We start from the raw sequence: 13,694 nt of genomic DNA on the forward strand, positions 1-13,694 counted from the left end.
CAATGACTCGTGGTGTGACGATTTCCAAGAGCCGCCCGGAGTACTACCTGTACGAGGCGCGCAAGCAGCTCGGCAAGCCGTTGAAGATCCTCGACGGCGCAGGCGAGCAGATGTCGTTCTACGGACGCACGCTCGCGTGGATCCCGCGGACGCTCATCCACTACACGCGCGAAGTGATGCGCCTCCTCGCCGAGGTCGCATTCGGTTCGGGCGGACTCGCCGTGATCGGCGGCACCGTCGGCGTGATGGTGCTCATGTCGGGCTTCACCGGCGTCGTGGTCGGCATGCAGGGCTATGCGGCCCTCGACCAGATCGGCTCGCAGGCGCTCACCGGCTTCTTGTCGGCGTACGTCAACACGCGTGAGGTGGCCCCCCTCGTGGCGGGCCTCGCCCTGTCGGCGACGGTCGGCTGCGGCTTCACCGCCCAGCTCGGCGCCATGCGCATCTCCGAGGAGATCGACGCGCTCGAGGTGATGGCCGTCCCGTCCATCCCCTTCCTGGTCAGCACCCGCGTGATCGCAGGCTTCGTCGCCGTGATCCCGCTGTACGTGCTCGGCCTGATGGCCGCGTACCTCGCGTCACGGACGATCAACACGGTCTTCAACGGTCAGTCGACCGGGTCGTACGACCACTACTTCAATCTGTTCCTGCCGCCTGCCGACGTCCTGTGGTCGTTCGGCAAGGTGCTGGTGTTCGCGTTCGTCATCATCCTGGTGCACTGCTACTACGGCTACTACGCGAGCGGCGGTCCCGCGGGCGTCGGCGTGGCGGTGGGACACGCGGTGCGTTCAGCGCTGGTGCTGATCGCGGTCATGGACTTCTTCCTGGGCCTGGCGATCTGGGGAACCACCACGTCGGTCCGAGTCGGAGGGTAGGAAAAGCGTGGCGACTGCAAAACGCAGGCTGCTGGGACTGGTCTTCTTCGTCGTGGTCTTCGGACTGCTGGCGGCGGCGATCCTGAAGTTCCAGGGAACGTTCGACAAGTACACGACGGTCACCTTCGAGACGACCAACGCGGGCAATGCGCTCGCCAAGAACGCCGACGTCAAGGCGCGCGGCGTCGTGGTCGGCACGGTCCGCAGCATCGAGGTCCAGCCGGGCGGCAAGGCCCGCGTCGAGCTGGGTCTGGACCCCGACAAGGTCAAGGACCTGCCCGTCGGCACCACCGGACGGGTGCTCCCGAAGACGCTGTTCGGTGAGCGCTTCGTCTCGCTGACGGTTCCGGTCAACGGCACGGGGTCGCTGAGCGAAGGCTCGGTCATCCAGACCGATCCGCGCGGCAGCGCCGCCGAGGTCGAGGACCTGTTCGACGCGCTGATGCCGGTCCTCAAGGCGATCCCGCCGCAGGACCTCAACCAGACGCTCACGGCGATCTCGCAGGCCATCGGCGGCAAGGGCAAGCAGCTCGGTTCGACGATCGACCGTCTGAACACGATCTTCAAGCGCGTCAACGCCAACATGGACGACCTGCAGGGCACGCTCCGCGGTCTCGCCTCGTTCTCGCAGACGTACTCGCAGGCCCTGCCGGACGTCATCGACGCGCTCGACTCGCTGCGCGTCACCGGCAACACGCTCGTCGAGCGCAAGTCCGACTTCGTGTCCCTGATCTCGACGCTGTCCGTCGCGTCGACCGACACCACGAAGTTCCTGCGCAAGAACCGTCGCGATCTGCTCGATCTCGCGATCGACTCCGAGCCGTTCCTGCGTGCACTCGCCAACCAGTCGCCGACGTTCGGCTGCATGTTCCACAACTTCTCGACGCTGATGCCGAAGATCGGTCCGATCGTCGGCAAGGGCACCGACAACCCCGGTGTTCGCGTGAACCTGCAGTTCGTCAACCCGCGCGGTCGGTACCTGCCCAACCAGGACGAGCCCCGCATGCTGTGGACGAATCCGCCCGCACGGTGCTACGAGCCCGCGAGCAACGGACGCCCGTTCCCGCAGTACCCGGGCGGCGGCATCCCCGACGGCTCGTACCAGGTGCCGTCCCGTAACGCAGGCCCGACCACGTGGCCCGACCTGCCGCAGCCGCAGTTCAGCGGCACCCCGTCCGGCACGGTCTACGACGACCCCGACTACGTCAAGCAGATGCAGATCGTCTACGGCGCCTCGAGCGGTGTGGAGCCTGCGGACGTCCCGACGTGGGTCACCTACATCGGTGGAGGATCAGTGCACGGAACGCAGGTGGCGATCAAGTGAGATCACTGACAGCCCCCCTCATCAAGCTGGTGGTGTTCGCGGTGGTCACCGCGATCGCGACCGCCATGCTCGGACTGACGATCGCCAATGCGGGCGGCAGCGGCCGGACCGGCTTCAAGGCGGTGTTCTCCGACGCCGCGATGCTCAATCCCGGTGACGACGTCCGCATCGCGGGCGTCCGGGTCGGCCAGGTCGACAGCGTGGAGATCACCAACCAGAACCAGGCGCTGGTGACGTTCAACGTCGACCGCGACTCGCTGCCGGCGAGCACCAACATCTACATCCGCTACCGCAACCTCACCGGCCTGCGGTACGTGGCTCTGGAGAAGGGCGTCGGCGACGCCGGACAGAACGTCGGCGAGGGCTACACCTTCGGCACCGATCCCAAGGTCAAGAACACCCATCCCGCGGTGAACCTGACCGAGCTGTTCAACGGCTTCCGTCCGCTGTTCAAGCAGATCACCCCGGACGACATGAACACCCTGGCCGAGACGGTCATCAAGGTGTTCCAGGGCGACATGGACACGACGATCAGCCAGCTGATCACGCAGACGTCGTCGCTGACGAACGCGCTCGCCGACAAGGACCAGGTGATCGGCGACATGATCACCAACCTGACCAAGGTCCTCGAGACGGTCAACCGCAACGACGACCAGTTCACCAGCCTGCTCGACAACACCGAGAAGCTGGTGACCGGGCTGGCCGCACAGCGCGGCTCGGTCGGTTCGGCGATCACGTCGGTCTCGAACCTGACGACCGTGATGGGCTCGATCCTGTCGAAGACCCGCCCCGCCATCCAGGGCGACATCGCGGGCCTCAAGACGGTGTCCGATCAGCTCAACTCGCGTACCGACGACATCGAGAAGGCTCTGACGAACCTCCCGGTGAAGCTGCAGAAGATCGGCCGCGCCGCCACCTTCGGCTCGTGGTTCCAGTTCTACCTCTGCGGAATCGACGTCGTCGCGGGCAACGGCAAGTCGACGCTGCTGACGCAGCCCGCCGTCGGCCTTCCTGACATCAACCACGTCCTGTACACCAGTGCCGCCACGCGGTGCTGGAAGGACAACAAGCGACCGGGGGAGTGACAATGACCACAGAGCCGAACACACCCGCCGGCCAGGAGCAGGACGAGGCCCCGAAGAAGAGCAGGCGTTTCGCCGGCCGTCGCAGTGCCACGGGCATCGGCGGGCTCGGCGTGCTGATCCTCGTCATGATCGCGGTGGCGTCCTTCTACCTGAAGGACCTTCCGCTGCTCGGCGCGGGAGCGCAGTACACGGCGTCGTTCTCGGAGGCCGCCGGACTCAAGCCGGGCAATGAGGTCCGCGTCGCGGGCATCAAGGTCGGCGAGGTCACCGGCGTCGAACTCGACGGCGACCGCGTGGACGTCCACTTCCGTGCCAACAACACGTGGATCGGCGACCAGTCGCAGCTCTCGATCCAGATCAAGACGGTCCTCGGACAGAAGTACCTCGCGGTGAACCCGCGCGGCAGCGAGCTGGCCGACCCGAGTGTGAAGTTCACCGACACGGTGGCTCCGTACGACGTCATCGAGGCGTTCGGCGACGCGGCCAACCAGATCGAGAACGTCGACACCGACAACGTCGCGAAGAGCCTTCGCACGCTGTCGAACGCCTTCTCGGGCACGGCGGGCGACATCGGGCCGTCGTTGGAGGGCATCTCGCGACTGTCGAACACGATCGCGAGCCGCGACCAGGAAGTGCAGCGACTGCTGCGTGCGACGAAGGACTCCTCGAAGATCCTCGCCGACCGCAACCAGGAGTTCACCCGCCTCATCGCGGGTGCGGGCACCCTGCTGCAGGAGCTCAACCACCGCCAGGACGACATCTCCGCTCTCCTCGCGAGCACGACGACGCTGAGCCGCGCGCTCACCGGCATCGTCCGTGACAACGAGAACCAGATCGGTCCGGCCCTCGACTCGCTCAAGGGCGTCACCGACATGCTGACCCGCCAGAACCAGAACCTGCGCGACACGATCACGTACATGGCGCCGTTCTACCGCCTGTACGCGAACGTCCTCGGCAACGGCCGCTGGTTCGAGTCGGCCGTGACGAACCTCCTGCCGCCTGCCCTGCCGCAGCAGAACACGACGCGTCCGCCGAACATGCAGAAGAACCTCAACAACGGCGGAATGGGGGTCCGATGACCACCGACGGCAACGACAAGGGCCTGTTCTCCAAGAAGAACATCGTCTTCGGCGCTCTCGGCGCAGTCCTCCTGCTGATCGTCGGCACCGCGGGCTGGTGGGCGTCGACCCTCATCGGGACGACGACGGTCCACGCGACATTCAGCAGCGCCGTCGGCATCTACGAGGGCAGCAACGTCCGCGTGCTCGGCGTCGACGTCGGCAAGGTCACCAAGGTGACGCCGAACGGCGAGACCGTCGACGTCGACATGCGCGTCAACCGCGGCGTGAAGCTGCCGGAGAACGTCGGTGCGGTGCAGATCATCCCGTCGATCGTCGCCGACCGCTACATCCAGCTGACGCCGGCCTTCAGCGGCGGACCGGAGGCGGGCAGCGAGATCAACCTCGGCACCGATCGCACCAATGTGCCGGTGGAGATCGACTCGATCTACAGGAATCTGCAGAAGCTGTCGGTGTCGCTCGGTCCGGACGGCGCGAACAAGAACGGCGCGGTCACCGACTTCGTGTCGACGTTCGCCAAGAATCTCGACGGCAACGGCTCCAAGCTCGGTGACGCGATCACCAACCTGTCGAAGGCGGCGACGACGCTGTCGGACGGTCGCGGCGACCTGTCGACGACGATCAAGAACCTGAACGTCTTCGTCGGAGCACTCCGCGAGAACGACTCCCAGGTGCGTCAGTTCAACACTCAGATGGCGTCGTTCAACACCTTCATGGCGGGCGAGCGCAACCAGCTGGGCAAGGCGCTCGACACCCTGTCGTACGCGCTCGGCGACGTCGCGACGTTCATCAGCGACAACAACGACAAGCTCGGCGACGCGATCCGCGATCTGCAGCCGACCGGTCAGGCTCTCCTCGACAACAAGAAGCACCTGCTGGAGATCTTCACCGTCCTGCCGGTCACCATCTCCAACCTGATCAACGCGTACGACGCGGAGTCGGGAACCGTCGCGATGCGTCTGAACCTGACAGATCTGCAGAACCCGCTCGCCGCTCAGTGCCGCTTCCTCGATCTGAAGAACCTGATGCCGGGCAACCCGCTCGCCATCGACTTCAGCAAGAAGATGGCTCCGCTGATCGACGGCTGCAAGAGCCTGACGAAGCAGATCGGCGAAGGCGTCCTCGAGCCGATGCTGCCGATCCTTCCGTTCGGCATCATGAGCGCCAAGAAGCAGCAGCAGAATCCGGCGCCGGGCACCAGCAAAGGCAACCCCGACCCGCGACTCCCCGGAGGCAACTGATGAAGCTCACGCTGAACAAGCGCGCGCGGGCCGTCGCCGTCGGCGCCGTCATGGCGACCGTTGTGTCCGTCACGTCGGCGTGTGCGGGAATCCAGTCGGTTCCGCTGCCCGGCGGCGTCGACGTGGGCGACAACCCGCGCGAGTACCGCATCCAGTTCGCGAACATCCTCGACCTGGTCCCGCAGTCGATGGTGAAGATGGACGGCATCCCCGTCGGTCAGGTCACCAAGATCGAGGTCCCCGAGGACTCGTGGGATGCGGTGGTGACCGTCAAGGTCAAGAACTCCGTCGACCTGTCGGACAAGGCCAACGCGGCCGTCCAGCAGACCAACCTGCTCGGCGAGAAGTTCGTGGCACTGTCGGAGCCGGACGGCGTCACCTCGGCGACGCCGCGTCAGCCGGAGTCGCAGATGATCATGTCGGACAACGGCCGGACCAGGACGACGACCGACATCGAGCAGCTCCTCGGGGCACTGTCGATGCTGCTGAACGGCGGCGGCATCAACCAGCTCGAACCGATCGTCACCGCGATCAACGAGTCGATCGGCACCGACCCGGGCCGCTTCGCGTCGCTGCTCCGCCAGACGGAGACGCTCATCACCGGTTTGAACGCGCAGAAGGACGACATCATCCGCGCCATCGACGGCGTGAGCGAACTGTCGGCGCGGGCGAACAACCAGACGGCGCAGATCGAACGCATCCTGAACGAGCTGCCTGCAGGCGTCCAGGTGTTGGAGGAGCAGCGTCCGCAGTTCGTCGACCTGCTCACCAAGCTCGACGACCTCGGTCAGGTCGGCACCGACATCCTCGGCAAGGCGCACGATCAGATCATCACCGACCTGAAGGCGCTGCGCCCGATCCTCACCGAGCTCGGCAAGTCGGCGCAGGACGCGGTCACCGCGCTCCCGCTGATGCTGACGCACCCGTACCCCGATGATCTGCTCCCCGCGGTCCAGGGCGACTCGACGAACCTGTTCATGACCCTCGACTTGCGGCTGCTGAACCAGCTGGAAGCGCTTGGCGTCGGTCAGGGGACCCCGAAGTACAGCCCGCCGAAGGTTCGCCCGCCGAACGTCGACCAGAGCAATCCGTACATCAACGGAAACGGTCCGCGCTGGGGCTGGCCGACCATCAGCCTGCTCCCGCCCGCACCGAATTCGAAGAAGGGTCCGAACACGCCCCCGTCGGGCGGTCGCTACCCGGCCAGCGCTTCGTCGAAGAAGAAGTCGTCGAAGAAGCCGAAGAACCAGTACACCGCTCTGCCGTCGGACGGTGACGGCTCCGACTTCATGGCGGGCACCATCGCTCTCGTGAAGGGGGACGACGCATGATCAGCCGCCTTGTCAAGATCCAGTTGATCGTGTTCGCCGTCATCGGTGTTCTCGCGATCGTCTACGTCGGCGGCAAGTACGCCCGCCTCGACAAGCTCGCGGGCCTGTCGACCTACAAGGTGACCCTGCCGATGGAGGACGCGGGCGGCATCTTCCCGAACGCCGAGGTCACCTACCGCGGCGTGCCCGTCGGCCTCGTCGGGGACATGCGCATGACCAACACCGGCGTCGAGGTGACGCTGAACATGAATTCGAGCGCCGCCGAGGTCCCGGCGTCGGCGAAGGCCGTCGTCGCGAACCGGTCGGCGATCGGTGAGCAGTTCATCGACCTGCAGCCCAAGAACGGCGACGGCCCGTTCCTCCAGGACGGCGACACCATCAAGGAGTACTCGCTGCCGCCGAAGCTGCAGAACGTCATCGCCGACACCATCTCGCTGACCAAGACGGTTCCGGTCGACGATCTGAAGACCGTCGTCACCGAACTCGGCAAGGCCTTCAACGGCCAGGGCGAGAACCTGAGCCGACTCGTCGACTCCCTCGACAAGCTGTCGCAGAGCGGTGTCGAGAACCTCGACGACACGATCTCGCTGATCAAGAATTCGAACGTGGTGCTCGGCACGCAGGCCGAGCAGTCGGACCAGATCCTCGCGTGGTCGAAGAATCTGGAACTCGTGACCGCGACGCTCGCGGGCTCGGATCCGGCCGTCCGGCGGATCCTCTCGAACGGTCCGCGCGCGGCATCGGCCCTCTCGACGTTCATCCAGGACAACGGCGACGACGCGGGCAAGCTGATCCACCAGCTCGGGGCCACCGTGAACTACGTCGAGCCGGCGTCGTTCGCGACCGGCGCCACGTTCGCGATGCTGTCGGCGCTGTCGGCCGGCAGCCATTCCGCGTCCCCCGGCGACGGTCAGATCCACTTCGGCATCGTGCTGGAGACGGGCAACCCGGCCAGCTGCACCAGGGGCTACGAGAGCACCGACGCGATCATCGCGGAGATGAAGAAGCGCAACCCCGACTTCGACATCAACTACGACGACTTCCCGTTCAACACCAACGCGAACTGTGACGTGCCGGTCGGCAACCCGACCGCGGTCCGCGGCGCGCGCCGGGCGGTGCTGGCGAACCCCGACTTCGCACAGCCCTGGGACAACAAGCCGAAGAAGGATCCCGACAAGTTGAACCTGAACCCGCTCGCCAACCAGTTGGCCGGGCTCATGGGTGTTCATACGAAGTAGCTCGACGAGACGGCTCGCCGACAGCCACCACGGTGTCGGCGGGCCGTTCGCGTTTCCACCGGAAGGTACAGTGGCGCACGATGAAATCTGACGATGATAAGCGGGAGGAGACGGCCGACGAGGTCGTCGCCGACGATGCCGCGAGCACGGAGACTGTCGGTCTGACGAAGTCGGACGATGCCGAGAGCGTCCCCGTCGAGCTGTCGAAGACGGACGAGGCGGACGACGTCGACGATTCCGCGGACGAAGCCGACGCCGAAACCGCCGACGACGCCGACGACGCCGAGGGCTCGGACTCGTCCGACTCGGAGACCGAGACGGTGGCGACCGCGGTGGACGATGCGTCGAGTCGACACTGGCTGGCATCGGCCGCGCTCGCAGCGGCGTCCGCGGCCCTCGTGGCCGCCGTCGTGTGCCTCGGCTACTTCGGTTACGTCGGCATCCGCGCCTACGCCGTCGACTCCCAGCGCGACCAGGTGCGCAGCGGAGCCGTCGACGGCGCCGAACAGGCCATCCTCAACACCTTCACCGTCGATCCCGCGCATATGGACGCGTGGCAGAAGCGCGTGGCGTCCTCGTTGACCGGCGACGCGTTGAAGCAGGCCGTCGACGAGTCGGCGCAGGGCGTGATCAAGCAGGTCGAGGCCGCCAAGGACAAGGCCAACTCGATCAAGGTCCGCATCATCAGCAGCGCCGCGACCGAAGTGAACGCCGACGAGGAGACCGCCAAGGTGCTCGTCCTCTCGGAGGCGACCGCCTCGAGCGCGCCGGACCAGCCGACCGGGCAGTCGTACCTCGTGACGATGGTCAAGGCGGACGGGCTGTGGAAGGCGTCGGTGATCGTGCCGCTGTCCGGGATCGCGTACGACGACAGCAGTTCGACGCCGATCCTCAACAACAACCAGGGTGGAGGCAACTGATGGCCGCCGGTCCGAACAAGCCTCGCCGCACGCCGAAGGTCGCGGGTCGCAGCACGTCGCGGGTGGAGCTCTCGGCGAACGCCACCGCCAAGCTCGCGCAGCAGGCCAAGGACGAGTACGAGACGCCGACGGCGGTCGCCTCGGGTGTCGAGCGCAAGCGTCAGAGGGCCGACGCCGAGAAGGCGGCGGTCGAGCGCAAGCGCGCGGTCACCGACGTCGAACCCGGCGTGAACAACACGTCCGGGACGTACCGTCTCGCGGCGATCCTGGCCGCCGCGGCGGTCGTGGTCGGCGTCATCGCCACGATTCTCGCGTTCCACCCCGGCGCCGAGGTGTCGGACAACCGCGCGTTCGTCGACCAGGGGGAGACCGATCGTGTGCTCTCCGCGGCTCGGGACGGCGCGTGCAGCCCGTTCACGTTCGACTACCGCAAGCTCGACGCGTGGACCTCGAACTTCGAATCGAAGCTCACCGGCGAAGCGCTCGACGTGATCCGCAAGTACGCGAAGACGTCGAAGGAACTCGCCGTGCAGACGCAGAGCGCGTCGGACTGCCGGGTGGACGTGGTCGGGCTGTCCGATCTGACCGCGACCAGGGCTGTGGTTCTGACCGACATGATCGTGAGCACCACCAAGGCGGGCGCGATCGACCAGTCGGCGATGCCGCATGTGCGATTGACCCTGGTCAGAGACCCCGCCAATGGCGATGACAACTGGTTGATCAGCAATATCGAAGCCCTCTGACGTCGAGCGGGCGCCGGCGTCCGGAAGAGAAATCTGATCGGATTCCGCGCGTTCGCTTGACGAGGGGACCCTTCCGGGTCCAATCTGTCAGCAACCGATTGCACAGGCAGGCAGCCGAGGGGCGTCGGTTTCGCGCCAGGGGTTGACAGGACCCCTCACATTTCTGGTATAGTTGGACGTTGCGCTGGCTGCCTCCTGTCTACTGTTGTCTTTCCGCCGGTCACCACGGTGATCGTCACGGATTCACGTCGTTCTTCAGGTTGTTTCGCCACGCAGTGGCCCCACGGCCAATGGCTACTACGCCACGCACCGAGAAACTTCGTGTTGGAAGGACGCATCTTGGCTCTCGACCGCCAGTCCACCTCAACCACAGCGGGTATCATCCCGGGCGCACCGCATCGCGCCTCATTCGCCAAGATCGACGAGCCTCTGGAGGTTCCGGGTCTGCTGGACGTCCAGCTCGACTCGTTCGACTGGCTCGTCGGAACGCCGGAATGGCGCGCGAAGGCGATCGCCCGAGGTGAAGAGAACCCGGTCGGCGGACTCGAGGAAGTCCTCCGCGAACTCTCGCCGATCGAGGACTTCTCGTCCTCGATGTCGCTGTCCTTCTCCGATCCGCACTTCGACGAGGTCAAGGCCTCGGTCGACGAGTGCAAGGACAAGGACATGACGTACGCGGCTCCGCTGTTCGTCACCGCGGAGTTCATCAACAACAACACGGGCGAGATCAAGTCGCAGACCGTCTTCATGGGCGACTTCCCGATCATGACCGACAAGGGCAGCTTCGTCATCAACGGCACCGAGCGTGTCGTCGTCAGCCAGCTGGTCCGCAGCCCCGGTGTGTACTTCGACGCCACCATCGACAAGGCCACGGAGAAGACCCTCCACTCGGTGAAGGTGATCCCGGGTCGCGGCGCGTGGCTCGAGTTCGACGTCGACAAGCGCGACACCGTCGGCGTCCGCATCGACCGCAAGCGTCGTCAGCCGGTCACCGTGCTGCTGCAGGCCCTCGGCATGACCCGCGAGGAGATCACCGAGCGCTTCGGCTTCTCCGAGATCCTCATGTCGACGCTCGAGAAGGACTCCACGTCCAACCAGGACGAGGCGCTCCTCGAGGTGTACCGCAAGCTGCGTCCGGGCGAGCCGCCGACCAAGGAGTCGGCCGAGAGCCTGCTGGAGAACCTGTTCTTCCGCGAGAAGCGCTACGACCTGGCGCGCGTCGGCCGTTACAAGATCAACAAGAAGCTCGGCCTCACCGCGAACCCGATGTTCGGCGAGTCGGTCCTGACCCGCGAGGACATCGTCGCGACGGTCGAGTACCTGGTGCGCCTGCACGAGGCCGATCCGAACATCATCTCGAACATGACCGTCCCCGGCGGCGTCGAGGTCCCGGTCGAGGTCGACGACATCGACCACTTCGGCAACCGTCGCCTCCGCACGGTCGGCGAGCTGATCCAGAACCAGATCCGCGTCGGCCTGTCGCGCATGGAGCGTGTCGTCCGCGAGCGCATGACCACGCAGGACGCCGAGGCGATCACGCCGCAGACCCTGATCAACATCCGTCCCGTCGTGGCGGCGATCAAGGAGTTCTTCGGAACCAGCCAGCTGTCGCAGTTCATGGACCAGAACAACCCGCTGTCTGGCCTGACCCACAAGCGTCGCCTGTCGGCGCTCGGCCCCGGCGGTCTGTCGCGTGAGCGCGCGGGCCTCGAGGTCCGCGACGTCCACCCGTCGCACTACGGCCGCATGTGCCCGATCGAGACCCCGGAAGGCCCGAACATCGGCCTGATCGGTTCACTGTCGGTCTACGCCCGCGTGAACCCGTTCGGTTTCATCGAGACCCCGTACCGCAAGGTCGTCGACGGTGTCGTCACCGACGAGATCGCCTACATGACCGCCGATGAAGAGGATCGTTACCTCATCGGTCAGGCCAACACGAACTACGACGCCGACGGTCGTATCACCGACGAGCGCGTCCTGGTCCGCATCAAGGGCGCCGAGGTCGAGTTCGTCCCGGCCGCCTCGGTGGAACTGCTCGACGTCTCGCCGCGCCAGATGGTGTCGGTCGCGACCGCGATGATCCCGTTCCTCGAGCACGACGACGCCAACCGTGCCCTGATGGGCGCCAACATGCAGCGTCAGGCGGTTCCGCTGGTCCGCAGCGAGTCGCCGCTCGTCGGCACCGGCATGGAGCTGCGCGCCGCGGTCGACGCGGGCGACGTCATCGTCACCGGCAAGACCGGTGTGGTGGAGGAGGTCTCGGCCGACTTCATCACCGTGATGGCCGACGACGGCACGCGTGACAGCTTCCGTCTGCGCAAGTTCGAGCGTTCGAACCACGGCACCTGCGCCAACCAGGTCCCGATCGTCGACGAGGGTCAGCGCGTCGAGGCCGGTCAGGTCCTCGCCGACGGCCCCTGCACCGATCAGGGCGAGATGGCGCTCGGCAAGAACCTGCTCGTGGCGATCATGCCGTGGGAGGGCCACAACTACGAGGACGCGATCATCCTGTCGCAGCGCCTCGTCGAAGAGGACACTCTCACCTCGATCCACATCGAGGAGCACGAGATCGACGCCCGCGACACCAAGCTCGGTGCCGAGGAGATCACTCGTGACATCCCGAACGTCTCCGACGAGGTCCTCGCCGATCTCGACGAGCGTGGCATCGTGCGCATCGGCGCCGAGGTCCGCGACGGCGACGTGCTGGTCGGCAAGGTCACCCCGAAGGGCGAGACCGAGCTGACCCCGGAGGAGCGTCTGCTCCGCGCGATCTTCGGTGAGAAGGCCCGCGAAGTCCGCGACACCTCGCTCAAGGTGCCGCACGGCGAGACCGGCAAGGTCATCGGCGTGCGCGTGTTCAGCCGCGAGGACGACGACGACCTGGCGCCCGGCGTCAACGAGCTCGTCCGCGTCTACGTCGCGCAGAAGCGCAAGATCCAGGACGGCGACAAGCTCGCCGGTCGGCACGGCAACAAGGGCGTCATCGGCAAGATCCTCCCGCAGGAGGACATGCCGTTCCTGCCCGACGGCACGCCCGTCGACATCATCCTGAACACGCACGGCGTCCCGCGTCGTATGAACATCGGTCAGATCCTCGAGACCCACCTGGGTTGGGTCGCGAAGGCCGGCTGGAACATCGACACCGACAAGCTGGAGGAGGAGTGGGCCAAGCGCCTGCCCGCCGACATGCTGTCGGCCGAGCCGAACACGAACACCGCGACCCCGGTGTTCGACGGCGCCAAGGACGACGAGCTGGCGGGTCTGCTCGGCTCGACGCTCCCGAACCGCGACGGCGACGTCATGGTGGGCCCCGACGGCAAGGCGGAGCTGTTCGACGGTCGCTCCGGCGAGCCGTTCCCGTACCCCGTGTCGGTCGGCTACATGTACATCATCAAGCTGCACCACCTGGTCGACGACAAGATCCACGCTCGTTCGACCGGTCCGTACTCGATGATCACGCAGCAGCCGCTCGGCGGTAAGGCGCAGTTCGGTGGACAGCGCTTCGGTGAGATGGAGTGCTGGGCGATGCAGGCGTACGGCGCCGCCTACACCCTGCAGGAACTGCTGACCATCAAGTCGGACGACGTCGTCGGCCGCGTGAAGGTCTACGAGGCGATCGTCAAGGGCGAGAACATCCCCGAACCGGGCATCCCCGAGTCGTTCAAGGTGCTCCTGAAGGAGCTCCAGTCGCTCTGCCTCAACGTGGAGGTGCTGTCGTCCGACGGCGCGGCCATCGAGATGGCCGACACCGACGACGAGGATCTCGAGCGCGCTGCTGCCAATCTCGGCATCAACCTGTCGCGCAACGAGAACGCCACCGTCGACGACCTCGCGAACTAGACCAGGAAGGTCAAAAGA

General features: G+C 66.0%; 10 protein-coding genes. All 10 read left to right on the top strand.

The features are described 5' to 3' along the window. The first annotated feature begins 2 nt into the window (after window positions 1-2). The 10 genes from GYB83_RS00970 (at window position 3) to rpoB (ending at window position 13,676) form a co-directional block, all read left to right on the top strand. Window positions 3-875 (top strand): MlaE family ABC transporter permease, encoded by an 873-nt coding sequence (locus GYB83_RS00970; protein ID WP_161893708.1) that lies wholly within the window; start codon window positions 3-5, stop codon window positions 873-875. 7 nt (window positions 876-882) lie between these two features. Next, window positions 883-2,199 carry an MCE family protein gene (locus GYB83_RS00975; protein WP_161893709.1) on the top strand — a complete coding sequence of 439 codons (1,317 nt, stop codon included), beginning with the start codon at window positions 883-885 and terminating at the stop codon, window positions 2,197-2,199. Further along, the gene (locus GYB83_RS00980; RefSeq protein WP_161893710.1) at window positions 2,196-3,284 is read left to right on the top strand and encodes an MCE family protein; all 1,089 of its coding nucleotides are present in this window, start codon (window positions 2,196-2,198) and stop codon (window positions 3,282-3,284) included. Before GYB83_RS00975 ends, GYB83_RS00980 begins: the two co-directional genes overlap by 4 nt. A gap of 2 nt (window positions 3,285-3,286) precedes the next feature. Further along, complete coding sequence (locus GYB83_RS00985; protein WP_161893711.1) at window positions 3,287-4,363, top strand: MCE family protein; 1,077 nt, start codon at window positions 3,287-3,289, stop codon at window positions 4,361-4,363. Beyond that, the gene (locus tag GYB83_RS00990) at window positions 4,360-5,604 is read left to right on the top strand and encodes an MCE family protein (RefSeq protein WP_161893712.1); all 1,245 of its coding nucleotides are present in this window, start codon (window positions 4,360-4,362) and stop codon (window positions 5,602-5,604) included. The genes GYB83_RS00985 and GYB83_RS00990 overlap by 4 nt, the downstream gene beginning before the upstream one ends. After that, window positions 5,604-6,935 (top strand): MCE family protein, encoded by a 1,332-nt coding sequence (locus GYB83_RS00995; RefSeq protein ID WP_161893713.1) that lies wholly within the window; start codon window positions 5,604-5,606, stop codon window positions 6,933-6,935. The genes GYB83_RS00990 and GYB83_RS00995 overlap by 1 nt, the downstream gene beginning before the upstream one ends. Then, on the top strand, window positions 6,932-8,173 hold the full coding sequence (locus GYB83_RS01000) for an MCE family protein (RefSeq protein WP_161893714.1): 1,242 nt from the start codon (window positions 6,932-6,934) through the stop codon (window positions 8,171-8,173). Before GYB83_RS00995 ends, GYB83_RS01000 begins: the two co-directional genes overlap by 4 nt. Window positions 8,174-8,253: 80 nt before the next feature. Beyond that, window positions 8,254-9,093 (top strand): hypothetical protein, encoded by an 840-nt coding sequence (locus GYB83_RS01005; RefSeq protein WP_161893715.1) that lies wholly within the window; start codon window positions 8,254-8,256, stop codon window positions 9,091-9,093. After that, complete coding sequence (locus GYB83_RS01010) at window positions 9,093-9,836, top strand: hypothetical protein (RefSeq protein ID WP_161893716.1); 744 nt, start codon at window positions 9,093-9,095, stop codon at window positions 9,834-9,836. The genes GYB83_RS01005 and GYB83_RS01010 overlap by 1 nt, the downstream gene beginning before the upstream one ends. Window positions 9,837-10,175: 339 nt before the next feature. Next, on the top strand, window positions 10,176-13,676 hold the full coding sequence (gene rpoB, locus GYB83_RS01015; protein ID WP_161893717.1) for a DNA-directed RNA polymerase subunit beta: 3,501 nt from the start codon (window positions 10,176-10,178) through the stop codon (window positions 13,674-13,676). Window positions 13,677-13,694 lie beyond the last annotated feature (18 nt).

The organism is Gordonia spumicola (assembly GCF_009932475.1).
GTDB lineage: Bacteria > Actinomycetota > Actinomycetes > Mycobacteriales > Mycobacteriaceae > Gordonia > Gordonia spumicola.